This window comes from Pseudoruegeria sp. SK021 (assembly GCF_002119405.1).
In the GTDB taxonomy this organism is placed as follows: Bacteria; Pseudomonadota; Alphaproteobacteria; order Rhodobacterales; family Rhodobacteraceae; genus Meridianimarinicoccus.
On sequence record NZ_MTBG01000038.1, the window covers coordinates 1 to 24,452 of the forward strand.

Below are 24,452 nucleotides of genomic sequence, written 5' to 3' on the forward strand. Positions count from 1 at the left end.
CAAGCGGATCTGCCGTGGTTGCAGGGGCCCGAGCAGCCCCGGATTTTTGGCAGCTACCGCAGCATCATGCGCGACTATCCGATCGAGGAATATCTGGCCGATCTGGCCGGGACCGGCATCACCAAGTCGGTCTATGTGCAGGCGAACTGGGACCCAAGTCAGGCCGAGGGTGAAGTGGCTTGGGTACAGGGGGTGGCGGATGCGCATGGCTGGCCGCATGGCATTGTCGGCTATGCCGATTTCACCGTCGAGGATGTGCGCCCGCAACTGGACCGGCTGACCGCCTATCCGCTGATGCGCGGCATCCGGCAGCAACTGCATTGGCACGAAGAGCCGTCGTTTCGCTTTGCCAAGACACCCGATCTGGCGCGCGATCCGGTGGTGCAGGCCAATGTCGCCCGGCTGGCCGCGTATGGCTGGAGCTTTGACTTGCAGGTCTTCGCGCCGCAGATGGCCGGGGCAGCTGAACTGGCGCGGGCCTGCCCGGAGGTGACGTTCATCTTGCAACATGCCGGGATGCTGACCGACACATCCGACGCGGGCTGGTCGGAGTGGTACACCGGCATGACCGCGCTGGCGGACTGCCCGAATGTGATGACGAAACTCAGCGCTTTTGGCACGTTCATCCACCGCAATGACCCGGCATTCATTGCGCAGATGGTGCAGGAAACCATGGCGCTGTTTGGGGCCAATCGCTGCATGTTTGGCTCAAATTTCCCGATTGAGAAAATCTGGACCAGCTACACCGCGCTGTTCAACGCCTTTAGCGCGGCCACCGCCGATCTGCCCGCCGCGCAGCACCGGGCCGTGTTCACCGACACCGCCGCGCGCGTCTACAAACTGTAATCGAGAAAGGGGGAGACCCGAAATGGCCCTGCAAATTCACGTTCTGGACTATGGCGATATCGAACTAGAGACCAGCTTTTTGGTGTTGGGCCATGAATGTGGCCGGGTTCGGCGGGTGCCGGTCTATGGCTTTCTGATCACCGGCGGCACCTATCCGGTGCTGGTGGATACCGGCTATCGCGACAATGCGATCATGGAAAGTCTGGGCATGCGGGGGCTGCAATTCCACGACAATATGATTGAGAACCAGCTGGCGCGGCACGGGCTGAAGCTGGGCGACATCCGCTATATCCTGCACACCCATCTGCATATTGACCACGCGGGCAAAGATGATCTGTTCCCGATGAACACCACCGTCTGCCTGAACCGGCGCGAGATGGAATTCAGCGTGTCGGGGATCATGTATCCGCAATATCCCAAGCCCGACATCAAGCATCTGGTCGACCGGATCTACGAGCCCGAGGCGATCCGTTTTCTCGATCTGGAAATCACTGGGGCCGAGGAAATCATTCCCGGCGTTTGGTGCGAACACGCCGGTGCTCATACCGAAGGCAGCATGAACGTGGTGGTTGAGACCGCCGAAGGGCTGGCCTGTATCTGCGGCGACGTGATCTATGATTTCAACGATCAGATCGTCAACCACGTCAATACCAACAACTGGATGGAGCCGCGCGTCACCGGCAATCACAGCCAGTCGAAGCGCGAAGAAAAAGGCGCGATCAAGAAGCTGCTGAACAATTACACCTTCCTGCTGCCGATCCATGACAAGCCGGCCAAGATCGAGCGGCAACAGGTGGTTGGGCGCTTGGGCATGGTGGTGCCGGGGCCGATGACGGAAAGCCTGCCAACCCGCAACTGGTTCGCCGTTTGATCTGAGCACAAGGAGTTCGCCATGCCGCATCTTGCCATCGACCCGCGCTTTCACAGCCTTATGGAGACGGACGCCGAGGTGCGGCAGCTGGGCAGCGGCTTTATCTTCACTGAAGGGCCGCTATGGCATCCGACGGAGGGGTATCTGCTGTTTTCCGACATGCCGGGCGATGTGCGGCGGCGCTGGACCCCCGGCGCGGGCATCACCGAAGAAGCGCGGCCCAGCAACAAGGGCAACGGCATGACCTTTGATGCCGACCTGAACCTGTTGGTCTGTGAGCATTCCACCAGTTCGGTGGTGCGGATCCGGCCCAATGGCAGCCGCGAGGTGCTGTGTTCGCATTTTGAGGGGCGCGAGCTGAATTCGCCCAATGACATCGTGGTGGCCAAAAACGGCGCGATTTATTTCACCGACCCGACCTATGGCCGAAAGGACCATTTCGGGATTAAGCGGCCGTTAGAGCAGCGCTTTCGTGGCGTCTACCGTCTGGCCCCGGATCACCGTCCGGGGGATGAGCCGCAGTTGGTGGTGGACCGCTATATGTTTGGCCAGCCGAACGGGCTGTGTTTCAGCCCCTGCGAGCGCTGGATGTGGGTCAATGACACCGAGCAGGCCAATATCCGGATGTTCGATGTCGCCGCCGATGGCCGTCTGACCCATGGCCGGATTTTCGCCAGCGGCATCCGCGACAGCGCCAAGGCGGGCCTGCCGGACGGAATGAAGGCGGATCGGGACGGCAATCTGTTTGTGACCGCGCCGGGCGGGGTCTGGGTCTATGGGTTCGATGGCAGCTTGATCGGCAAGATCGACGCGCCGGAAATGGTGGCCAATCTGCATTGGGGCGGGCCGGACTGGTCGACGCTGTACCTGTGCGCCTGCACCGGGCTCTATGCGGTCGACACCAAGACTCAAGGCCGGATTGAGCCGTTCATGGGGCGGCAGGGGGCAACCGCACCGACGGTGCGGCAAAGCACGGCAGCGGCGACGGGGGCGGCGACGGGGGCGGCACCGCCAGTGTTGCGCACCCTGCCGTTCCGCATTCAGGCCGCACGCACGGCGCTGATCTTGCAGGATTTGCAGAACGACGTGATCATGGATGGCGGCGCCTTTGCCGGCACCGGTGCGCCGGATCATGCCCGCCAGCAGGGCGTGATCGAGAACGCCCGCCGTCTGGCCGATGCGGCCCGGGCCAAGGGGGTGATGGTGCTGCATGTCTGGATGGTCTGCGAGCCGGGCCACCCTTATCTGGCCCAGCATGCCGCGCTGTTTCAGGGGCTGAAGGGCGAGAACGCGTTGGTGCGTGGCAGTTGGGGCGGCGCCCCGGCGCCGGGGCTGGAACCGCAGGCCGGGGATCTGGTGGTCGAGAAGATGTCGATGAGCGCGTGGGAAACCTCGAGGTTGGAGAGTTATCTGCGCCATGGCGGCCGCGACACGATCCTGAACTGCGGCGCGTGGACCAACATGAGCGTGGAACACACCGCCCGCACCGGCGCGGACAAGGGGTTCCACATGATCGTGCCCGAGGACGCCTGTTCGACGATGAATGCCGACTGGCATCAGGCCTCGATCGGCTATGCGATGCAGAATGTGGCGACGGTGACCCGCGTGGAGGCGGTGCTGGCGGCGCTTGACTAAAGCGCGGGCTCTTGCGCGTCCGGCAGTGGCAGGGGATGATACTTGCATTGCAGGGCCAAGGGAGCGGCACGGATGACTGAGACCCAAGACCGGATTTTCGTGGGCGGCGGCGGCGCGGACCAGACCGCAGCGCAAGAGTTGCTATTACGCTATGGCAACCGGCACGGGCTGATCACCGGCGCGACCGGCACCGGCAAGACCGTGACCATGCAGATCCTCGTCGAGGGGTTCTCGGCGGCGGGGGTGCCGGTGTTTGTCGCCGATGTGAAGGGGGACGTGTCCGGCGTCTCGCGGCCCGGCGATCCAGCGGGCAAGGCCCATGACGCGCTGACCGCGCGCGCCGCAAAAATCGGGCTGACAGGCTTTGACTACCGTGCCTGCCCGACGGTGTTTTGGGATCTGTTCGGGGTGGCGGGCCATCCGGTGCGCACCACGATCAGCGAAATGGGGCCGCTGTTGCTGGCCCGAATGTTCGACCTGACCGAGGTGCAGGAAGGGGTGCTGAACATTGCCTTCCGGGTGGCCGATGACGACGGGCTGGCCCTGCTGGATCTGGCAGATCTGCGGGCAATGCTGGTCTGGCTCGGGGACAATTCGGACGAGGTTGGGCGGCGCTATGGCAATGTGGCCACGGCCTCGATCGGGGCGATCCAGCGCCAGCTACTGATTTTGGAAAATCAGGGCGGCACAGCGTTGTTTGGCGAACCGGCGCTGGCGCTGTCCGACATGATCACCGTCACGGATGGGGTGGGTCAGGTCAATGTGCTGATGGCCGACAAGTTGATGCAATCGCCCCGGCTTTACGCGATGTTCCTGCTGTGGATGCTGTCGGAACTGTTCGAGGATCTGCCTGAGATCGGCAACCCGGACAAGCCGGTGATGGTGTTCTTCTTTGATGAGGCGCATCTGTTGTTCGACGAAGCCCCGAAGGCGTTGATCGACCGGATCGAGCAGGTGGTGCGGCTGATCCGGTCCAAGGGCGTGGGGATCTATTTCGTCACCCAAGCCCCCGATGACGTGCCCGAGGATGTGCTGGCCCAGCTTGGCAACCGCATTCAACACGCGCTGCGGGCGTTCACGCCGCGCGATGCCAAGGCCCTGAAGGCGGCGGCGACCACCTTCCGCCCGAACCCCGCTTTTGACACCGAAACCGCGATCCGCGAGGTCGGGACCGGCGAGGCGGTGGTGTCGCTGCTTGAGGACAAAGCCGTGCCCGCCATGGTGCAACGGACCTTGATCCGGCCGCCGCAGTCCCGGATGGGGCCGATCACGGATGCAGAGCGGGCCGAGAGCCTGACCGCCTCGCCGCTTGCTGGGAAGTATGAGACGGCGGTGGACCGGGAGTCGGCGTCAGAGATTTTGGCGGCGCGGGCGGCCTCGGCAGCCGCAGAGGTTGATGCGCAAGCGGCGCGGGCGGACGACTTGTTTGGCGCTGGGGGTGCGGCCCCGGCTGGACGGGTGCCCGGCAGTTCACGGCGCTATACGCCGGAGACGGCGACGCGGTCCCGCCCGGCGAAAGCCGCCGAGCCGGGCTTGGGCGAAGTGCTGGCCAAGACCATGATCAAACAGCTGAGCAGCCGGCAGGGGCAACGCTTTGTACGCGGGGTGTTGGGCAGCCTGTTCAAGGGCCGCTGATCAATCGGCGGTCCCTCCGCGCCCGGCTGCAGCCATGATCGCGGCGGTTTCGCGGATGCGGGCATCGGTGGCGAAGTCCGCCGGGCCGACGGGCAGGCGGCGACGCCAATTCGGGTGATCGAAGACGGTGCCGGGCAGGTTTGGCTGCTGTTCCAGCCCCAGAATATCCTCGATCTGAACCGCCACCAGCCGCGATGCGGTGCTGGCCAGAAACTGATGCAAAGCGGAGACATCGGCGGTGCCCGCCGCCAGCCGTTGATCAAGCGCGCTGACCTGCCGGGCGCGATCCTGCAGGGCCTGCGCGGCGTGCTCGGGAGTGATGCTGCCCAGATCGCGCCGCCAGTCGATGTCCAAGCCGCTGCGCCAGCCCTGCCATGTCGGCAGGTCATGGGTGGCGAACGAGGTCAGGGCGCGGCGGGCATAGGCGGCGGCCGGGTGGAACGCGGGCGTCTGCGGATCATGGGTTTGCTCGAACATGATGACCCGGCAGCCCAGAATGCCCGATGCGGCCAGATCGGCTTGCAGGCCATCGGGGATGTTGCCCAGATCCTCGCCGATGATGGTGGCCCCGGCCCGGGCGGCCTCGATGCGGACAACGGCCAGCAGCGCGGCTTTCGGCATGGTCACATAAGCGCCGGGAACGCCCGCAGCCTCGGGCACCCAGAAGGCGCGATCAAAGCCAAGGATATGGTCGATCCGCAGCAGCGACGAAAACCGCAGTTGCGCCCGCAAGATGCGCGCCAAGGGCCGAAATCCGGCTTTGGCCAGTGCCACCGGGTTTAATGGCGCCAAGTTCCACATCTGGCCATCGGCGGCAAAGGCATCGGGCGGCGCCCCAAGCGATACGCCGCGGGCAAAGAGATCGGGCGCGGCCCATGTCTCGGCCCCGAACGGATGGGTGCCCACCGCCAGATCAAGATAGAGGCCATAGTGCATTCCGGCGTCCCGGGCCGCATCACGGACCCCGGTCAGTTGGGTTTCGGCCTGAAATTGCAGCCAAGCGTGGAAGGTGACGGCATCGGCGTGTTCGGCGGCAAAGGCGGCGACCTCGGGGCTGTCTGGGTGTTGATAGGCCTCGGGCCAGTTCGGCCAGTAGGGGCCAAACCGGTCGGACAAGGCCTGATGCAGGGCAAAGCGGGTCAGGTCATCGCCTTCGGCCGCGCGATAGGCGGAAAATGCGGGGTCGGCGGCACGGGCGGCAAAGCTGCGGCGCAATGCGTCGGTATGGCGAGGCAGGACCGCCGCATAATCGATCAACGCCGCATCAGGCACCCGGGCCTCATCGGTCGCGATATGGGCGGTCGAGAACCGGCGGCGGCTGGACGGCGCATAGGGGCTGAAGGCCAGAACATCGTCCGGAAACCCGGCATGCACCGGATTGATGCCGACAAAATCCGCGCCATGAGCGCCCAAGCCCCGCACCGCTTGCGCCAGATCTGCATAGCTGCCCAGCCCGCCTTGGTCTTGAGGGCGTAGACCATAAAGCGGCAGGGTGACGCCCCAGCCCATCGGCGGCTCGGGCAGGGAGGCGGGGGCCGACAGCACGGTGGTGCAGGCGCCCTCTAGCCAGAGGTCGTGGATGCCCAGCGGCAAGGGCGGCAGGCTGAGGTCAGACCCGGCCTGTCCGGTCAGCACTTGACCATCCTCTAAGGTCAGCGACCAGTCCCCGCCGGGCCGCGCCGGATGCAGGGTCAGGGGCGCGCCTGCTTCGGTCACGATCCATTCGGGCAAGGGGCGGGCCGCGGCGGCGGCCTCAAGCCGGGTCAGGGCGCTGTCGGCGTCCGCTGTGCCGGACGGCAGCACCCCCATGGCGGTCAGCAGGGCCAGTTGGGTGTCAGGGTTGGTGTCGTGGACTTTGCCGGTCGCGTCGGTATAGCGCGCGACGATGCCAGCGCGGTGGGCCAGATCGGTGAGGGTGTTGGTCATAGGGCGGCATCCGTCAGCACCAGCACGACCACCGCGTTCTCGGCGACGTTCAGGGTCTTTGCCGTCACCGGGGCCACGTCACGGTCCGGGTCGGCGGTGTCAATTTGCAGGGACCAGATCTGATCCTCTGGCGCAACCGGTAAGGTGATCTCAATCGGACCGCCGGCATTGAACACCGCAAAAATCGCGGTCTCAAGCGCGGCATAGGCCGGGGTGCCCGAGGCAGTGCGCATTTCCACACAGATCAGGGACAGATTGGGATCTTCCCAATCGGCGCTGGTCATTGGGGTGCCGTCTGGGCGCGACCAGAACAGGTCCTCGACCCCGTCGATCCGGCGTTCGCGGGCGTGAAGGAACAGTTTTTGGCGCAAGATCGGATGGGCCTTGCGAAAGGCGATCATCTTTTGCGTGAAGGCAAGAAAGCCGGGGTCGCGCGCGGACCAGTCCAGCCAGCTGATCGGACTGTCCTGACAATAGGCGTTGTTGTTGCCATTCTGGGTGTTGCCGAACTCGTCCCCCGCCAAGATCATCGGGGTTCCTTGGCTCAGCAGCAACGTCGCCATCATGTTCCGCTTGCGTTGGGCGCGGGCATTCAGGATGGCGGGGTCGTCGGTCGGCCCCTCGGCCCCCATATTGTCGGAATAATTTTCGCCGTGGCCGTCTTGGCCGTCTTCGCCATTCGCGTCATTGTGCTTTTGGTTATAGGACACCACGTCTTCGAGAGTGAACCCGTCATGCGCCGTCAGCAGGTTGACCGAGGCCGTGGCGGGCCTGCCAGAGTGATCGAATTGCAGGGCAGAGCCGGTCAGGCGGTCGGCCAGATCGGGGGCGCGGCCCGGATCGCAACGCCAGAATTGACGCACCCCGTCGCGGAATTTGTCGTTCCATTCCATGAAGGGCGGCGGGAACGCCCCCAACTGATAGCCGCCGGGGCCGATATCCCATGGCTCGGCAATCAGCTTCACGCCGGTCAGCACCGGATCCTGACGGATTGCGTCAAAGAACGCGGCACCACGGTCGAACCCGGCATCGGTGCGCCCCAGCGTCGAGCAAAGATCGAACCGGAATCCATCCACATGCATGACCTCGACCCAATACCGCAGACTGTCCATCACCATGCGCAATACCATGGGGTGATCGACGTTGACGGTGTTCCCGGTACCGGTGTCGTTGTGATAGAACCGCTTATCCTCGGCCAGCCGGTAGTAGCTGAGGTTGTCGAGACCGCGAAACGACAGGGTCGGCCCCAACTCGCTGCCTTCGCAGGTGTGGTTGTAGACCACATCGAGGAACACCTCGATCCCGGCGCTGTGAAAGCGGGCCACCATCTGCTGAAATTCGGAAATCTCGCCCCGGTCCATGAAGCGCGGTTCGGGCGCAAAAAAGCCCAGGGTTTGATAGCCCCAGTAATTGGTCAGGTTCTTTTCGACCAGAAACCGGTCATTCAGAAAGGCCTGCACCGGCAGAAGCTCAATGGCGGTGATGCCAAGCTTGGTCAGATGCTCCAGCATCGGGTCCGAGCTGAGGCCAAGGAAGGTCCCGGGCGATTCCAGCCCCGGGAATTTGGCGGTTAGGCCCTTGGTATGGGCCTCGTAGATGATCGAGTCTGCGATGGGCGTGTCGGGCCGCACATCCTTGCCCCATGAAAAGGCCGGGTCTTCGACCACGCTGCGCGGCATCCAAGGGGCGCTGTCGCGGGGGTCAAAGCTGAGATCGGCCTGCGTCGCGCCGACTTTGTAGCCCATCAGCGCATCGTGCCATTGCGGATGGCCGGTCAGCCGCTTGGCATAGGGATCCATCAGCAGCTTGTTGGCGTTGAACCGGTGGCCCTGATCTGGGCGGTAAGGCCCATGCGCCCGATAGCCGTATTGCTGACCGGGGCGCAGGCCCGAGATATAGCCGTGCCAGACATCGCCATTGCGTTCGGGCAGATCGTGGCGGGCGATCTCGGTCTTGCCGTCGCGGCTGTACAGGCACAGTGACATCCGGGTGGCATTTTCGGAGAACACGGCAAAGTTGACGCCGTCCCCGTCAAAGGTGGCCCCAAGCGGGGCGGCGCGTCCGGCACAGATAGAAAACGACATACTCATTCCTGATGGGTAAGGGCACGGTAAAGGTCAGCATATCCCGCGGCCGAGGCCGACCACCCCACCGGATGGCGCATGGCATTGCGCTGTAGGGTCGCCCAGAGCGGCGGGTCGGCATAGAGGTCACAGAGTTGGATCAGCACATCGGATAAGGTGTCGGCGGTGATCGGGTGAACTTGAAGGCCGGTGGCGACCCCAGCTTTCAACCCGGCATCGCTGGCCGGAACGATGCTGTCGGCCAACCCGCCGGTAAACGCAACCACCGGGATCGTGCCATAGCGCAGTCCGTAAAGCTGGGTCAGCCCGCAAGGTTCAAACCGCGACGGCACCAGAATGGCGTCGCCGCCCGCGATCATCCGGTGCGACAGGGCCTCGTCATAGCCGATCCGCACCGCGACCTGAGGATGGGCGGCGGCGGCGTGATAGGCGCGCTCCAGCTCAGGATCGCCCGAACCGAGCACTGCCAGCCTGCCGCCCCGGGCCAGAAAGCCGGGCAGGGCGTCAAGCAACAGGTCCAGACCCTTTTGCGCCGTCATGCGAGAGATCACCACTGCCAAGGGACCGGGGCCATCGGGCAGGCCAAATTCCCGGGCCAAACGATCGGTGTTGACGGTTTTCTCGCCGGCAGAGGCATAGGGCGTGATCTCGGGGTCTGTGGCCGGATCCCATGCCGTTTCGTCGATGCCATTCAGAATCCCAGACAGATCAGCGCGGCGGCTGCGCAGCACGCCGTCCATGCCCATGCCGAACTCGGGTGTCAGCAATTCCCGGGCATATGTCGGGCTGACTGTGCTGAGCTTGTCGCAATAGACCAGGCCGGCTTTCAGCGCCGAGATGCGTCCGTAAAATTCCAAGCCGCCGGGATGGAACGACCAGTCGGGCAAGCGCAGGCGCGGCAGCATCAAGGCCGGGGCCATGCCGTGAAAGGCGATGTTGTGGACGGTCAGCAAGGTGCCGACCCGGTCTGCCGCCCCCATCTCACGCAGGTACACCGGGGTCAAACCGGCCTGCCAATCATGGCAATGCAGGACGTCGGGAACCCAGCCCGCCGCGCCTTCGGCTCCGATCCGCGCGGCCATCCAGCACAGAGCGGCAAAGCGGGCTGGGTTGTCGGGCCAGTCCTGACCGTCGTCCCCCAGATAGATCGACCCGGACCGGGCAAACAGATGCGGCGCGTCCAGTATGTACAAGGACAGGCCCGCACCCGTGGCTTCGAGAACCCGGGCATAACCGCCGAACAGATCGCTTTCGGACAGGACCACCTCGCCCAATGTGACCGTGTCCATCACCGCTGGATAGCCCGGCAGCAAGGTCTTCATGGTCACCCCTTGCGCCGCCACTGCAGATGGAAGCGCCCCCACCACATCCGCCAGCCCACCGGTTTTCACCAGCGGCGCACATTCCGAGGCAACGGACAGAACGGTCGTCATCCGGCGGCTTTCTTGTCGAGCATCGCTTGGGTGATCAGGGTGATGCCACCCGGCGAGACGCGGAAATGCTTGGCGTCTTCGGCGGTGTCTTCGCCCACGACCAATCCTTCCGGGATCACCACGCCGCGATCGATGACCACGTTTGTCAGGCGGGCATGGCGATTGACGGTGACATAGGGCAGCACCACTGCATGATCGAGGGTCGAATAGGAATTTGTGTGCACCTGCGTGAACAGCAAGGAATTGCGCACCTCGGTGCCGGAAATGATGCTGCCGCCCGAGATCATCGAACTGACCGCCATGCCGCGCCGGTTTTGTTCATTGTGAATGAATTTGGCCGGTGGCACCGATTCAGAATAGGTCCAGATCGGCCAATTGGTGTCCCAAAGATCCAGATCTGGGGTAAAATCGGTTAGGTCGAGATTGGCTTTCCAGAACGCATCAATGGTGCCGACATCGCGCCAGTAGACCGGCGCATCGGCGGAATGACGCACGCAGCTTTCATCAAAACGGTGCGCCACCGCCTTGCCGTTCTTGACGATTCCGGGGATCAGGTCCGAGCCGAAATCATGGCTGGAATTCGGATCGCCCGCATCCGCGGACAGCAACTCGCGCAGGAATTTCCATGAGAACACGTAAATCCCCATCGACGCCAAGGATTTGCTGGGGTCATCGGGGGTCGCCGGGGGATTGGCGGGCTTTTCCAGAAATTCGGTAATCACGCTATCGCTGTCGACAGCCATGACGCCAAAGGCGCTGGCCTCGTCCCGAGGCACTGTCAGGCAGCCGACGGTGACATCGGCTTTGCTGTCAACATGCTGTTGCAGCATCATCTCGTAATCCATCTTATAGATGTGATCGCCCGCCAAAATCAGCACATATTCAATGTCGTAACTGTCGATGATGTCGATATTCTGGGTGACCGCGTCGGCGGTGCCCAGATACCACTGGTTTTCCGACACCCGCTGACTGGCTGGCAGAATATCGAGAAATTCATTGCGCTCGGTCCGGAAGAAGTTCCAGCCGCGCTGGCAATGGCGGATCAGTGAATGCGCCTTGTACTGGGTGGCAATCGCCATCTTGCGGATGCCGGAATTCAGCGCGTTGGACAGGGCGAAATCGATAATCCGGGCCTTGCCGCCGAAATAGACCGCCGGTTTCACCCGGCTGTCGGTCAATTCCTTCAGGCGGCTGCCGCGCCCTCCCGCCAAGACGAATGCAACTGTTCTACTGGATAATCTTTTATGCGGCATTTCCATGGCGTCCTCCCAGAGCGATGAAACACGGCGGCGGTGCCCCCGTGCTGAAATAGGCGGTCACGCGTCGTCGTGAACCAGATAGATGACCGACAACGGCGGCAGATTGACGGTGGCAGAGGCGGGCTGGCCGTTGTGATCGCTGCCCGAGGCGGTGACCGCGCCCATATTGCCGCGTCCGCCGCCGCCATAGACCTCGGCATCGGAATTCAGGATCTCGCGCCAGCGACCAGATTTCGGCATTCCCAAACGATAGGACCGTTCCATCGGGGTGAAATTACAGACCACCACCACCTCGGGATCGTCTGCATTGCCGCGCCGGATCCACGCAAAGACCGAGGCTTCGGCGTCATTGGCTTCGATCCATTGGAACCCATCGCTGGTGCAATCCTTGACGTGCAGCGCGGGTTCGGCGCGATAGACGGCGTTCAGATCGCGGACCAGATTTTGCACCCCGGCATGGGGTGGGCGGGCGGCGGCGTCCCAATCGATTTGGGCATCGTGGTTCCATTCGGCGGGCTGGGCAAATTCGCAGCCCATAAAGATCAGCTTCTTGCCGGGATGGCCCCACATGAAGCCATAATAGGCGCGCAGGTTGGCGAATTTTTCCCAATCAATGCCGGGCATTTTTTCCAGCATGGAGCCTTTGCCATGCACCACTTCGTCATGGCTGATCGGCAAAATGAAATTTTCCGAGAAGGCATAGTGCAGCCCGAAGGTCATCTGATGGTGGTGGTGCTGGCGGTGAATCGGATCGCGCTTGATGTAATCCAGCGTGTCGTTCATCCAGCCCATGTTCCACTTGTAACCAAAGCCAAGGCCGCCGGCACTGACCGGTTGCGACACACCGGGATAGCTGGTCGATTCCTCGGCCACGGTCATGATGCCGGGGGCTTCGCCATAGGTGATGGTGTTGACCTTTTGCAGCATGGCGATGGCTTCGTAATTCTCGCGGCCGCCATCCTTGTTCGGAACCCATTGGCCTTCGGCACGCGAGTAATCGCGATACAGCATTGAGGCCACGGCATCGACGCGCAAGCCATCGACATGGTATTCCTCAAGCCAATAGAGGGCGTTGGAAATCAGAAAATTGGCAACTTCGACCCGGCCATAATTGTAGATCAGGGTGTTCCAGTCCTGATGAAAGCCTTCGCGCGGGTCGGCATGTTCATAGACCGAGGTGCCGTCGAACTTGCCCAAGCCATGCGCGTCGGTCGGGAAGTGACCGGGCACCCAGTCAAGGATGATGCCAAGGCCTTTCTGGTGCGCAGCCTCAACCAAATCGCGGAACTCATGCGGGGGACCGTGCCGCACGGTGGGGGCGAACAGGCCCACTGGCTGATAGCCCCAAGAGCCATCGAACGGATATTCCGAGACCGGCATCAACTCAATATGGGTGAAGCCCATGTCATGGGCATATTCCACCAAGTCGATGGCGGCTTCCTTATAGGACAGGGGTCGTCCGCCCTCGTCCATCCGGCGTCGCCAACTGCCCAGATGCGCCTCATAGACCGAGATCGGTGCGGTGCGGGCATTATGGGCAGGACGGTCGGTCATCCATTGGGCATCATCCCAGCCATAGCCCCGGATATCACGCACCACGCTGGCATTCTCGGGCGGGTGCTGACTGCCGAAGCCGACGGGATCGGCCTTGAGCGGTTGCAGGGTGCCGTCCGCACCAAGGATCTCATATTTATAAGCGGCAGTTTCCCCGACGTCGGGGACGAAAATTTCCCAGACCCCGGTTTTGCCGCGACGGCGCATGGGGTGACGGCGTCCATCCCAGTGATTGAAGCCGCCCACGACCGACACCCGTTGGGCGTTAGGGGCCCAAACCGCGAAATGGGTGCCGTTGGTGCCGTCCCGTTCGGTCACATGCGCGCCAAGGACGGTCCAGATCCGCTGGTGGGTGCCTTCGCCCAGCAGATACTCGTCCATCTCCCCCATTACCGGGCCAAAGCGATAGGCGTCGTCATAGTCCCAACTGGTGCCATCCGGGCCGGTGCCACGCAGACGATAGGGCTTGCCGCCGGTGACCTTGCCGCAAAACACCGGCAGGTCGGGTGAGAACCGGGTCAGCGGAAATGACTTCGCCCCGATGACCGCCGCCATGGTAACGGCACCGGGATCCAGCGCGGTTACCCAGGTCGCGCGCCCGGCCTTATGGGGGCCAAGCACGCCAAAGGGATCGTCATGGGTTCCGTTGGCAAGACGTTTGGCGCTGTCTTGCGTTAGGATCGAGGCGGGGACATCAGTCTTTGCTTCGTTGGTCATATCACTCACGCTAAGCCATTTCACCCGATGCAAACAGGGGGCACCCCTGAAAAGTTCCTATTTACGCTTGGACAGCCTGTGCCCCCCACACCTCATCCATGTAGCCGCGAATGGTCCGATCCGACGAGAACCACCCGGATCGGGCCGTGTTCAGCGCCGCCATTCGCATCCAAGCCTTCGGGTCACGGAAGGCTGCGTCGATCTCGCGCTGAGCGCGCCAGTAATCGGTGAAATCGGACGCCACGAGGAAATAGTCATGCCCCGAGACATTGTCGGTAATGGCCTTGAACTGGTCCTTGGCCTCGGGCGAGAACGTCCCGGCATTGATCGCGTCCAGCGCCCGTTTCAACCGCGGATCGGCCCCTATGGCGTCGGTGGCGTGGGCGGGATTGGCGCGTTCGGCGTCGACCTCGTCGGCAGTCATGCCAAAGAGGAAAAAGTTCTCAGGACCCACATGTTCGCGGATCTCCACATTGGCCCCGTCCAGCGTGCCGACCGTTAAGGCGCCGTTCAGGGCGAACTTCATGTTGCCGGTGCCCGAGGCTTCTTTGCCTGCGGTCGAGATCTGCTCGCTCAGGTCTGCCGCCGGGATCAGGCGTTCAGCTAGGGTGACGTTATAATTCGGCGGATAGGCCACCGTTAGGAACTTCGATGTCACCGGATCCGCATTCAGAACTTTGCCTACCGCATTGATCAGATGGATAATCTGCTTGGCGAAGACATAGCCCGGCGCGGCCTTGCCGCCGAAGACTTTGACCCGAGGCGTCCAGTCGCCATTGGGATTGTCCCGGATTTCTTGCCACAGGGCGATGGTCTCAAGAATGTTCAGATGCTGGCGCTTGTATTCGTGGATGCGCTTGATCTGCACATCGAACATGGCATCGGGGTCCAGCGTCATATCATGCGCACCGGCCAGCCAGTTCGCCAAGGCGACCTTGTTGTCGCGTTTGGCGGCGGCATAGCGGTCAAGAAAGCCAGCGTCGGAAATATGCGGTTCCAGCCCGGCAAGCTGTTCAAGGTCATCGACCCAGCCCTCACCGATGCAGTCGGTAATCAACGCCGACAGCTTGTGATTGGCCGATAGCAGCCAGCGACGCGGGGTGACGCCGTTGGTCTGGTTGACGATCCGGTCCGGGTGCAGCCGGTGCAGGTCTGCGAACACGGTTTTCTTCATCAGGTCGGTATGCAGGGCCGACACCCCATTGACCTTATGGGCCATGCCAAAGGCCACCTCGCCCATATGCACTTCGCCGCCGTCAACCATTGAGGCTTTGCGCGTCGGATGCTTGGCGGCGTGATCGGAATCAATGGCTTCGATCAATTGCATGTGACGCGGCAACAGGTCGGTCATCAAAGCTTCTGACCACTTCTCCAGCGCTTCGGGCAGCAGTGTGTGGTTGGTGTAGCTGAGGCAGGCCCGGGCCAGCGGGATCGCCTCGTCCAGTGGCACCGCGCGTTCATCATGCAGCAGGCGGACCAGTTCCGGCCCAGCGATGGCGGGGTGGGTGTCGTTCAGCTGGATCGCGACCTTGGACGGCAACTTGCCCAGATCATCATACTCGCTTTCAAAGCGGCGCAGAATGTCGCGCAAGGATGCGGCGGTGAAGAAAAACTCCTGCTTCAGGCGCAGGCGCTTGCCGTCTTCGGTGGTGTCATCGGGATAGAGCACCCGGCTGATGGTTCGGGCCAGTGCCTCGGGTTCGGCGGCGGCGACATAATCGCCGCGATTAAAACTGTCGAGGTCGAACCCGGCGGTTGGGAACGCCCCCCAGAGGCGCAGGGTATTGGCCCAGCGGCCTTTCCAACCAATGACGGGGGTGTCATGCGCCTGCGCGCTGACGGTTTCCGCCGGGGTCCAGACCGCGTGTTTGCCGTGGCTGGCAACCGCGCCGCCAAAGCCGATGGTAAAGGCGGCCTCGGGGCGTTCGAATTCCCACGTGTGTTCTTGCTGCAACCACTGCTCGGGGGCTTCGATCTGTCGGCCATGGTCAAAGCTTTGGCGGAACAGCCCGTGCTCATAGCGGATGCCATAGCCGATGGCAGGACAGCCGATGGTGGACAGAGAATCCAGAAAACAGGCGGCGAGGCGGCCCAAACCGCCATTACCAAGCGCCGCGTCCGGTTCGTCATGCAGCACCGCATCCACATCCAGCCCCAGATCGGTCAGCGCGCCGTCCACCGCATCCATCAGGCCAAGGTTGATCACGCCGTCTTCCAAAAGCCGCCCGATCAGGAATTCCATGGACAGGTAATAAACCCGCTTCGATTGGTGCGCATAGGCGGCGCGGGTCGAGGCGAACCACGGATCAACCATCTGGTCCCGAATGGCGTAGGATAGGGCAAGCCGCCAGTCGTACAGCGTGGCGTGCTCCGGATCCTTGCCAAGTGAATAGGTCAGGTGACGCAGGATCGCATCGCGAAGTTCGACAGCAGTCATGTTCTACATTCCAAGCATTTTAGGCCGGGTCCAACCCCGGAGGATAGCGCTAACCCAGTGCCATTCAAGGGATCGAAGTGCACGGGCGTTGCGGTGATAGTGTCACCTCAGCCCGAATGCGCAACCGTGTCTTTGCATTTCGGTGCGCATCTCGGTTGATCGCTGCCGCAAAGACAGCCGGTGCAGGGCCGGTGCTGCTTGGAATTTGGGCGTGCTATTTGCGCCCGCCCCAATATTGGGCGCGCGCATGGGATGCCCGGTTGCCGACCCCGGCAGCGCTGTGGCTGCCGGGGTCGGATGTGTCTGGATTAGGCGCGGGCCTTGAGTTCAAGGCGGCGGGCATGCAGAACCGGCTCGGTATAGCCCGAAGGTTGCTCGGCACCCTTGAAGACCAGATCGCAGGCCGCTTGGAAGGCAATGCCGTCAAAGTCCGGGGCCATTGGCTGGTACAGCGGATCGCCCGCGTTCTGACCATCGACCACCACGGCCATCTTCTTGAGGGCGGCCATGACAGCGTCTTCGCTGACAACGCCATGGTGCAACCAGTTGGCCAGTGCTTGGCTGGAAATCCGGCACGTCGCGCGGTCTTCCATCAGGCCGACCCCGTTGATGTCCGGCACTTTGGAACATCCAACGCCCTGATCGATCCAGCGCACAACGTAGCCAAGGATGCCCTGACAGTTGTTTTCGATCTCGGCGGTGATTTCCGCGTCCGACCAGTTCTGGCCGTTGGCCACCGGGATGGTCAGCAGATCGTCCAGCGTGCCGCGGCTGCCCTTGGCGCGAATGTCGTTCTGACGGGCGAAGACATCGACCTTGTGGTAATGGGTGGCATGCAGGGTCGCCGCCGTGGGCGAGGGCACCCACGCACAGGTCGCACCGGCCTGCGGATGGCCGATCTTTTGGTCCAGCATGGCGTTCATCAGATCAGGCATGGCCCACATGCCCTTGCCGATCTGCGCCTTGCCCTGCAAACCGCAAGCCAGTCCGATATCGACGTTGCGCGCCTCGTAGGACCCCAACCAAGGAGTGGACTTCATCTCGCCCTTCATCAAGAAGGGGCCTGCTTCCATCGAGGTGTGGATCTCGTCGCCGGTCCGATCCAGAAAGCCGGTATTGATGAAGGCCACGCGCGATTTTGCGGCGCGAATGCATTCCTTCAGATTGACGCTGGTGCGCCGTTCTTCATCCATGATGCCCAGTTTGACGGTGTTGGCGGGCAGGCCAAGCGCGGTTTCGACCTTGGTGAAGATCTCGTCCGCGAAGGCAACTTCGGCCGGGCCGTGCATCTTGGGTTTGACCACATAGACCGACCCGGTGTCGGAATTGCCGCCGTCGCGGGCGAGATCATGCATGGCGATCAGGGTGGTGACCATGGCATCCATCAGGCCTTCGCCAATATCGTTGCCCGCAGCGTCACGAATGGCCGGGTTGGTCATCAGGTGGCCAACATTGCGCACCAGCATGACCGAGCGGCCTTTCAGATGCGCCGCGCTGCCATCCGGGGCGGTATAGGCGATGTCATCCGACAGACCGCGGGTGATTTCCTTGCCGCCTTTGGTCAGGGTTGCGGTCAGGTTGCCTTGCATCAGGCCCAGCCAGTTGGAATAGGCCAGAATCTTGTCTTCGGCATCCACGGCGGCGACGCTATCTTCGCAATCGATGATGGTCGAGACGGCGGCTTCAAGGCGGATGTCAGAGATGCCGGCCGGATCGGTCTTGCCGATGCGGTTGCTCCGGTCGATATCGACGATGATATGCAGGCCGTTATTTTGCAGAATGATCGAGGTCGGCTGGTCCGCCGCGCCGATATAGCCGGCAAACTGCGATGGAACTTTCAGGGCAGGGACTAATGCGCCGTCAGTGACCGTATAACCGGAAATATCGGCATGCGAGCCGCCGGCCAATGGAACGGTCTGATCCAGAAACCCTTTCGCCCAAGCGATCACCCGGGCGCCGCGCGCCGCGTCAAAGCCCGACCCGGACGGCAGATCGCCCATGGCATCGGTGCCATACAGGGCGTCATAAAGCGATCCCCACCGCGCGTTGGCGGCATTCAGCGCATAGCGTGCGTTGGTCGAGGGAACCACGAGTTGCGGCCCGGCAATGGTCGACAGTTCAGGATCGACATTGGTGGTTTCAATTTCGAAGTCCGGGCCTTCGGGAACGATATAGCCGATCTCGGTCAGGAAGCTGCGATAGCTGGCCATATCCTGTGACTGGCCTTGATGCGCCACATGCCAAGCATCGATCTTGTCCTGAATCTCTTGCCGGGTGGCCAACAGCGCGGCATTCACCGGGCCGCACGTCTCGACAAGGGATGTCAGACCGGACCAGAACGCGTCTTCGGTCACGCCAGTGCCGGGCAGGGCCCGCGTCTCGATGAACGTGGCCAAGTCTGGTGCGACGCTCAGGCCGTGGCGGGGGACGAAGGCGGTGTCGGTCATGATGATGCTATCCGTTGTATATGGTGGCCGAAGGGTACTCTGTGGTGGGCCAAGTGCAATCGGCTGGCGCATGAAAAATGCGGCCAAGACGGCACAAGGCGCAGCTTAGGGTAGGGACGGCGCGGCGACAGACAAAACCGTCGCCGCGCCCGCTGTATTATCCGGCGATGACGGTCTGGCGCTGTACGCCCAGGCCTTCGATGCCCAGTTCCATGGTGTCACCCACGTTCAGGTAGGTCTCGGGCTTTTGGCCCATGCCGACGCCGGGAGGGGTGCCGGTCGAGATCACATCACCCGGTTGCAGGCTCATGAATTGCGACAGATGCGAGATTACCTTGGCCACATTGAAATGCATGGTGTTGGTGCTGCCGTCTTGGTAGCGGTGGCCGTTCACCTCCAGATACATGGATAGGTCCTGAGGATCGCTGATTTCGTCCCGGGTCACCAACCATGGGCCGATGGGGCCGAACGTGTCTGCCGACTTGCCTTTGGTCCACTGCCCGGACCGCTTGATCTGGAAGTCGCGCTCGGACAGGTCGTTGACGACGCAATAGCCCGCAACGTGGCTGAGGGCTTCGTCTTCGGTGACGTATTTCGCGGTCTTGCCGATGACCACACCCAGCTCGACTTCCCAGTCCATCTTGACCGAATTGCGCGGCTTTTCAACATCGTCGTTCGGGCCACAGATTGCCGAAGTCGCCTTGGCGAAGATCACCGGCTCTTCTGGCAGGGCCAGTCCGCTTTCAGCTGCGTGATCGGCATAGTTCAGGCCGATGCAGATGAACTTTCCAACGTGACCAACGCAAGCGCCGATCCGGGGTTCTCCTTCGACCAGTGGCAAGCTGGACGGATCGAGCGCGGCCAGTTCGGCCAGTTTGTCGTCCAGCAGAACCTCACCAGAGATATCGGCCACCACCCCGGACAAATCGCGGATGTTGCCATCGGCATCCAGCATCCCCGGCTTTTCAGAGCCCGTCGGGCCATAACGCAAAAGTTTCATGTCTTTTCCTTTCGAAGAGTCAGATAGACCAGCCGCCATCGATGGCGTGGGCCTGTCCGGTGGTAAAATTGCTTTCGTCACTGGCAAGGTAGAGGGCCAGATTGGCCACCTCGACAGCACTGCCAATCCGGCCCATGGGCTGGCGGGCGATGAAATTGGTGAGCGCGGTGTCGTAATCACCGGTGGCGCGCAGACGCTCATGCATGGACGGGCTATCGATGGTGCCCGGGCAAATCGCATTGCAGCGAATGCCTTGGGTCACGAAATCCGCCGCAACTGCCTTGGTCATGCCAAGAACCGCCGCTTTCGACGCGCAATAAACGAACCGGTTTGGCACGCCTTTCATGGAGGACGCCACCGAGGACATGTTAATGATCGAGCCGCCGCCGCGTTCCAGCATGCCGGGCAGGACCGCCCGCATCAGGCGATACATCGCCTTGGCGTTCAACTCGAACGAAAAGTCCCACGAGTCTTCGTCGCAGTCCAGAATAGTGCCGCCATCGACAAACCCGGCGCAGTTGAACAGGATGTCTAATGGTCCCGCCTTGGCGACGGCGTCTGCCACCGCTGCGCTATCGGTCACGTCAAAGCGGATCGCGGTCACACCGTCGATCTGGTCCAGTTCTGCGAGTGACGCGTCATTGATGTCAGCGGCGAAGACCTGTGCGCCCTCGGCGGCGAACAATTCGACCGAGGCACGCCCGATCCCCTGTCCTCCGGCGGTGATTAGCGCGGTCTTGCCCGCAAGCCGCCCGTGTCTTTGTGTCATGTGCTCATCCCTTGCCTAAGCGGTCAGACCAAGCATGGCCGGTCTGACACATCCCTCTCCCGTGGGTGCCGTATGGGTCCGTGAACCTGACCGAATACAGCACCGGCGACAACACCCCTAAACTGAGTGGACGGCAAGGCCAAGCGGATGATTGGGCGAAGTCGGGCCTGAGCCGCCCTCGGAGAGATAGCAGACCGCAGTTTGGGGCGAAATTTCGCCTGCTGCGGCATTTTCAGCCATCAAAAGCCGCACTTACAGCGGGCTTTGACGTTTCCTTGCGCCGGATTCTTGGCTAGGTCTGGTATATGGATATAGTCGCAATCACCGCCATCGTTGCCTCGCTCTTTCTGGTGATCGGATTGGCCGAGCCGTTGGCTGCGCGGTTGCGCTTGCCCTATAGCGTTATTCTGGCCGTGATCGGCATCATGATCGGTGTCGCCGCATCGTTCTTTCTGCGCACCAATCTGACCGATGCCCTCAATCCAATATCTGAGACGATCCTCGGCCTGCCGATCCGGTCGAATGTGTTCCTTTACGCCTTTCTGCCTACCCTGATTTTTCAGGTCACCTTGGGCATGAACCTGCGGCGCATGATGGACGACTGGGTGCCCATTCTGGTGCTGGCTGTGCTGGCCGTGGTGGTAGCGACGCTGACCATCGGCTTTGCCTTGGTCAATGTCAGCGGCCTTCCGATTGCCGCCTGTTTCCTGATCGGTGCCATCGTGTCGACCACCGATCCGTCAGCCGTGGTCAGCATCTTCCGGTCGATCACCGCGCCGAGCCGGTTAAGCCGGATCATCGAGGGCGAAAGCCTGTTAAACGATGCCGCGGCCATTGCGCTGTTCGGTCTGTTCATCAGCTTTGTGATGGCCGGAATGCCGAACCCGGATATGTGGGCCGCATTGGCGCAGTTTCCGGTTCTGATCTTTGGCGGCGCGTTGGTGGGCTGGGTCATGGCGCATGCCACGGTCTGGCTGATGTCGTTGTTCGGACGTCATGAACTGGCCCAAATTTCGATCTCGGTCGCGCTGCCGTATCTGGCCTATATCGTCGCCGAGCAAGCGGTGGGGGCCTCGGGTGTGATCGCAGTTGTGGCGGCGGGTCTGACGCTGAACTTGGCCGGGCCGGGGCGGATCGCGCCCGAAGCGTGGACCAATTTGCGCGATGTCTGGGACTTGCTGGCACATTGGGCCGGGGCGTTGATCTTTGTGTTGGCAGCCCTGCTGATCCCACGGCTACTGGACGGGATCCGGTGGAACGATGTCGGTCTGGTGCTGGTCGTGGTTCTGGCCGCGATCGTGGCTCGGGCCATCATTTTGTTCATTCTGATGCCGCTGCTGACTGTGGCACGGCTGTCGCCTGTGGTCGAACGACCCTACCGGATCGCGATCTTGTGGGGCGGGCTGCGCGGTGCGGTCACCTTGGCGCTGGCGCTGGCAGTAACTGAAAGCTTCCTGATCCCGGCCGAAATTAAACGCGTGGTTGGTATTCTGGCCACTGGCTTCACGTTGTTCACGCTGGTCGTGCAGGGGACGACGTTGCGCTGGGTGATTGGCCGGCTCGGGCTGGATCGGCTGTCGCCGCTGGATTTGGCCCTGTCCAAACAGGTGATCGCGGTCGCCTTGCAATCGGTGCGCGAAGACGTCGCCAGGGCCACCGAGAACTATGATTTGACCCGCGAAACGGTGCGGTCCGAAGCGAAAACCTTCGCCCAGCGGCTGGATCGGGCGGTGAAGGCTGCCGAAGACAACACCGAAATCCTTGATCGGGACCGGGTCACCTTGGGACTGATCGCCCTTGCCGGTGCCGAGCGCGACATGATCCTCGAAAAGTTCCGCGAACGCGCCGTGTCGGCGCGCCTATCAGAGCGGATCCTGTCCGATAGCGACCGGCTGATTGAAAGCACCCGGATTGGCGGGCGGACCGGCTATCGGCGCGCGGCCCGGCGCAGTTCCGGCTATGGTCGGGGCTTTCGGGTCGTGGTCTTTTTGCACAGCCGCTTGCGGATTTCGGGACCATTGTCGAAGCAGACCGCGGATCTGTTTGAGATATTGCTGTTCCAGCGGGTCATCCTGCGCGACTTGCACAGTTTCATCAATACTCGCATTTTGCGGATCCACGGGCGCCGCGTGGCCGACCTGCTGCATGAACTTCTGGATCGCCGGGTCGAAGAGGTCGAGCAGGCGCTGGAGGGCCTCAGGCTTCAGTTTCCCGGCTATGCCGAAGAGCTGGAGCGCCGCTTTATCCGCCGCACCGCCCTGCGTCTGGAAGAACGTGAATACGATGCATTGCGCAATGATGGCCTGATTGAGGCCGAACTGCACATGTCCCTGACGCAGAATATCAAGGGCCTGCGCGCCCGGGCCGAAACCCGTCCCAAGCTGGATATTGCGGTTCGCAAGCCTGATTTGGTGCGGCTGTTTCCGTTGTTTTCCGATCTGGATGACAAGGTTCTGGGCCAATTGCGCAAGACGATGGTCACCCGCTATGTCCGGGCTGGCGAGGTCATTATCCGCAGAAACAGCGAATTGCGCACCGTGTATTTCATCGCCTCGGGGGCGCTGGAGGTTGAAACTGCGGGCCAAAAAGTGCGCCTTGGCCGCGGCGAAATGTTCGGCCAGATGGCCATCCTGACAAAACGCATCCGCCGCGCCGAAGTGCGTGCGATCACCCCCTGCACCCTGTTGGCACTGGACGAAGACCGGTTCCTGCGGCTACTTCAACGCAGTTCCGCAATGCAAGAAGCAGTGCACGACAGCGCCATTAAACGCGGGATCGAGCCAACATGGGAAACGGCCATTCCGGCGAAAACGCCAAAATAGCGCGCCGTTTTTGGTGCGATTTGCAGACAAACCTAACCGCTCCATTGTGACCGCCTGCCAGATTTCCAGATGATTTGCTAAGAGACGTGCTTAACGACGTCGTTAACGACGTGTCTTAGGTGGGGTCAGTGATGCGTGGTGAGATACTTGGGTTTGAACGTCGACGCCGTTGGAGCGACGAGGAGAAGCAGGGAATCGTGATGTCTGTGGGCGTTGATGAGGCGACGGTCACGCAGGTGGCGCAGCGCCACGAGATCACGCGGCAGCAGGTCTATTCCTGGCGCCATGAGATGAAGAAGAAGGGGGTTTGGTCACCGGATGGTGGGGCGCTCTTCCTTCCTTTCGATATTCCCGCACATGGCGTTCCCGCCTCGCGGACACGCCCACCGTCGCGGCCCCGATGGCGGTCGAACTGCGCTTGCGCAACGGCCGCAGCCTGCTCTTCGACAGCAACATGGCTGCCGTGGCGCTGACGCAGCTGATCCGTGCCGTGGAAGCGGCATGATTGGTCCGGGCACTGGCGTTCGCGTCTACGTGGCTTGCGGTGTCACGGACATGCGCAAGGGCATTGCCGGTCTGGCGGCGCTGACCCAGGATGTCCTGCGCCAGAAGCCAACGGGCGGTGCAGTCTTCGCCTTCCGCGGCCGCTGGGGCGATCGCGTTTCATAATGTACCTCTTTCTTTAGAATCCGGGCAGGGTCATGGACGTGTCTGTAACCTTATCAATGGCTTGCCTAAAGCGTTTCTGTGAAAACCTGAATCGGTGGTTTCTATAGGGTCGTGTTTGTGATTCATCCTATTTTGGAGGATGGATCATGTCAGCACCTTTGCCATCTGCGCTTCGGGCGCGGTTTCAGAGTTACATTGAAGAAGGGTTAAGCGGACGTGCGGCGGCTTTGCGTCTGAAACTTTCGCCCGCGACGGGCGCGCGTTGGGCGCGGCAGGTCAGGACGACAGGGCACGCCTCGCCTGCACCCCAGGGATGTCCGCCGGGGCGTGGCAAGCTGGAACCGTACC

Annotated in this window: 15 protein-coding genes and 2 pseudogenes; 8 read left to right on the forward strand and 9 right to left on the reverse strand. The window is 62.2% G+C overall.

Going from position 1 to position 24,452, the window contains the following annotated elements; all coding sequences use genetic code 11:
* From BV911_RS16135 to BV911_RS16150, 4 genes are all read left to right on the forward strand, one after another.
* On the forward strand, positions 1-846 hold an 846-nt coding region (locus tag BV911_RS16135; protein ID WP_139840117.1), incomplete at its 5' end, for an amidohydrolase.
* A gap of 22 nt (positions 847-868) precedes the next feature.
* The gene (locus BV911_RS16140) at positions 869-1,717 is read left to right on the forward strand and encodes an N-acyl homoserine lactonase family protein (RefSeq protein WP_086054639.1); all 849 of its coding nucleotides are present in this window, start codon (positions 869-871) and stop codon (positions 1,715-1,717) included.
* Between the two features lie 21 nt (positions 1,718-1,738).
* The gene (locus tag BV911_RS16145; protein ID WP_086054640.1) at positions 1,739-3,352 is read left to right on the forward strand and encodes an isochorismatase family protein; all 1,614 of its coding nucleotides are present in this window, start codon (positions 1,739-1,741) and stop codon (positions 3,350-3,352) included.
* A gap of 72 nt (positions 3,353-3,424) precedes the next feature.
* Positions 3,425-4,987, forward strand: a complete 1,563-nt coding sequence (locus BV911_RS16150) for a helicase HerA-like domain-containing protein (RefSeq protein WP_086054641.1) — start codon at positions 3,425-3,427, stop codon at positions 4,985-4,987.
* Here BV911_RS16150 and malQ read toward each other — a convergent pair whose 3' ends face one another.
* From malQ to BV911_RS16195, 9 genes are all read right to left on the reverse strand, one after another.
* Positions 4,988-6,913, reverse strand: a complete 1,926-nt coding sequence (gene malQ / locus BV911_RS16155; RefSeq protein WP_086054642.1) for a 4-alpha-glucanotransferase — start codon at positions 6,911-6,913, stop codon at positions 4,988-4,990.
* Positions 6,910-9,003: a glycogen debranching protein GlgX gene (gene glgX / locus BV911_RS16160; protein ID WP_086054643.1), complete on the reverse strand. Its 2,094-nt coding sequence runs from the start codon at positions 9,001-9,003 to the stop codon at positions 6,910-6,912. Before glgX ends, malQ begins: the two co-directional genes overlap by 4 nt.
* On the reverse strand, positions 9,000-10,430 hold the full coding sequence (glgA, locus tag BV911_RS16165) for a glycogen synthase GlgA (protein WP_086054644.1): 1,431 nt from the start codon (positions 10,428-10,430) through the stop codon (positions 9,000-9,002). The genes glgX and glgA overlap by 4 nt, the downstream gene beginning before the upstream one ends.
* A complete protein-coding gene (glgC, locus tag BV911_RS16170; protein ID WP_086054653.1) occupies positions 10,427-11,683 on the reverse strand; it encodes a glucose-1-phosphate adenylyltransferase in 1,257 nt (418 codons plus the stop codon). Before glgC ends, glgA begins: the two co-directional genes overlap by 4 nt.
* A gap of 63 nt (positions 11,684-11,746) precedes the next feature.
* The gene (gene glgB, locus BV911_RS16175) at positions 11,747-13,960 is read right to left on the reverse strand and encodes a 1,4-alpha-glucan branching protein GlgB (protein ID WP_086054645.1); all 2,214 of its coding nucleotides are present in this window, start codon (positions 13,958-13,960) and stop codon (positions 11,747-11,749) included.
* Between the two features lie 61 nt (positions 13,961-14,021).
* Entirely contained in the window at positions 14,022-16,397 is a 2,376-nt protein-coding gene (locus BV911_RS16180; protein ID WP_086054646.1) for a glycogen/starch/alpha-glucan phosphorylase, read from the reverse strand.
* A gap of 308 nt (positions 16,398-16,705) precedes the next feature.
* A complete protein-coding gene (locus BV911_RS16185) occupies positions 16,706-18,844 on the reverse strand; it encodes a malate synthase G (RefSeq protein WP_086054647.1) in 2,139 nt (712 codons plus the stop codon).
* 157 nt (positions 18,845-19,001) lie between these two features.
* Positions 19,002-19,844, reverse strand: a complete 843-nt coding sequence (locus tag BV911_RS16190) for a fumarylacetoacetate hydrolase family protein (protein WP_086054648.1) — start codon at positions 19,842-19,844, stop codon at positions 19,002-19,004.
* Between the two features lie 19 nt (positions 19,845-19,863).
* Positions 19,864-20,613, reverse strand: a complete 750-nt coding sequence (locus tag BV911_RS16195; RefSeq protein ID WP_086054649.1) for an SDR family oxidoreductase — start codon at positions 20,611-20,613, stop codon at positions 19,864-19,866.
* Positions 20,614-20,918: 305 nt separating this feature from the next.
* On the opposite strand from BV911_RS16195, the gene BV911_RS16200 reads away from it, so the two are divergent.
* The 4 genes and pseudogenes from BV911_RS16200 to BV911_RS19790 form a co-directional block, all read left to right on the forward strand.
* A complete protein-coding gene (locus BV911_RS16200; RefSeq protein WP_086054650.1) occupies positions 20,919-23,435 on the forward strand; it encodes a cation:proton antiporter in 2,517 nt (838 codons plus the stop codon).
* Between the two features lie 131 nt (positions 23,436-23,566).
* Positions 23,567-23,728 (forward strand): annotated as a pseudogene (locus tag BV911_RS20415) (transposase); the annotation flags it as partial.
* Positions 23,729-23,936: 208 nt separating this feature from the next.
* Positions 23,937-24,104: an IS66 family insertion sequence element accessory protein TnpB gene (tnpB, locus tag BV911_RS19240; RefSeq protein ID WP_139840118.1), complete on the forward strand. Its 168-nt coding sequence runs from the start codon at positions 23,937-23,939 to the stop codon at positions 24,102-24,104.
* 146 nt (positions 24,105-24,250) lie between these two features.
* Positions 24,251-24,452: pseudogene (locus BV911_RS19790) on the forward strand (transposase); the annotation flags it as partial.

What these genes read in the sequence shown, in the direction of transcription:
- BV911_RS16140 (WP_086054639.1), top strand. Translation starts at nt 869, where the DNA reads ATGGCCCTGCAAATTCACGTTCTGGACTATGGCGATATCGAACTAGAG.
- glgX (WP_086054643.1), bottom strand. Translation starts at nt 9,003, where the DNA reads ATGAGTATGTCGTTTTCTATCTGTGCCGGACGCGCCGCCCCGCTTGGG.
- glgA (WP_086054644.1), bottom strand. Translation starts at nt 10,430, where the DNA reads ATGACGACCGTTCTGTCCGTTGCCTCGGAATGTGCGCCGCTGGTGAAA.
- BV911_RS16200 (WP_086054650.1), top strand. Translation starts at nt 20,919, where the DNA reads ATGGATATAGTCGCAATCACCGCCATCGTTGCCTCGCTCTTTCTGGTG.
- glgC (WP_086054653.1), bottom strand. Translation starts at nt 11,683, where the DNA reads ATGCCGCATAAAAGATTATCCAGTAGAACAGTTGCATTCGTCTTGGCG.
- BV911_RS16185 (WP_086054647.1), bottom strand. Translation starts at nt 18,844, where the DNA reads ATGACCGACACCGCCTTCGTCCCCCGCCACGGCCTGAGCGTCGCACCA.
- malQ (WP_086054642.1), bottom strand. Translation starts at nt 6,913, where the DNA reads ATGACCAACACCCTCACCGATCTGGCCCACCGCGCTGGCATCGTCGCG.
- BV911_RS16150 (WP_086054641.1), top strand. Translation starts at nt 3,425, where the DNA reads ATGACTGAGACCCAAGACCGGATTTTCGTGGGCGGCGGCGGCGCGGAC.
- BV911_RS16195 (WP_086054649.1), bottom strand. Translation starts at nt 20,613, where the DNA reads ATGACACAAAGACACGGGCGGCTTGCGGGCAAGACCGCGCTAATCACC.
- BV911_RS16180 (WP_086054646.1), bottom strand. Translation starts at nt 16,397, where the DNA reads ATGACTGCTGTCGAACTTCGCGATGCGATCCTGCGTCACCTGACCTAT.
- glgB (WP_086054645.1), bottom strand. Translation starts at nt 13,960, where the DNA reads ATGACCAACGAAGCAAAGACTGATGTCCCCGCCTCGATCCTAACGCAA.
- BV911_RS16145 (WP_086054640.1), top strand. Translation starts at nt 1,739, where the DNA reads ATGCCGCATCTTGCCATCGACCCGCGCTTTCACAGCCTTATGGAGACG.
- tnpB (WP_139840118.1), top strand. Translation starts at nt 23,937, where the DNA reads ATGATTGGTCCGGGCACTGGCGTTCGCGTCTACGTGGCTTGCGGTGTC.
- BV911_RS16190 (WP_086054648.1), bottom strand. Translation starts at nt 19,844, where the DNA reads ATGAAACTTTTGCGTTATGGCCCGACGGGCTCTGAAAAGCCGGGGATG.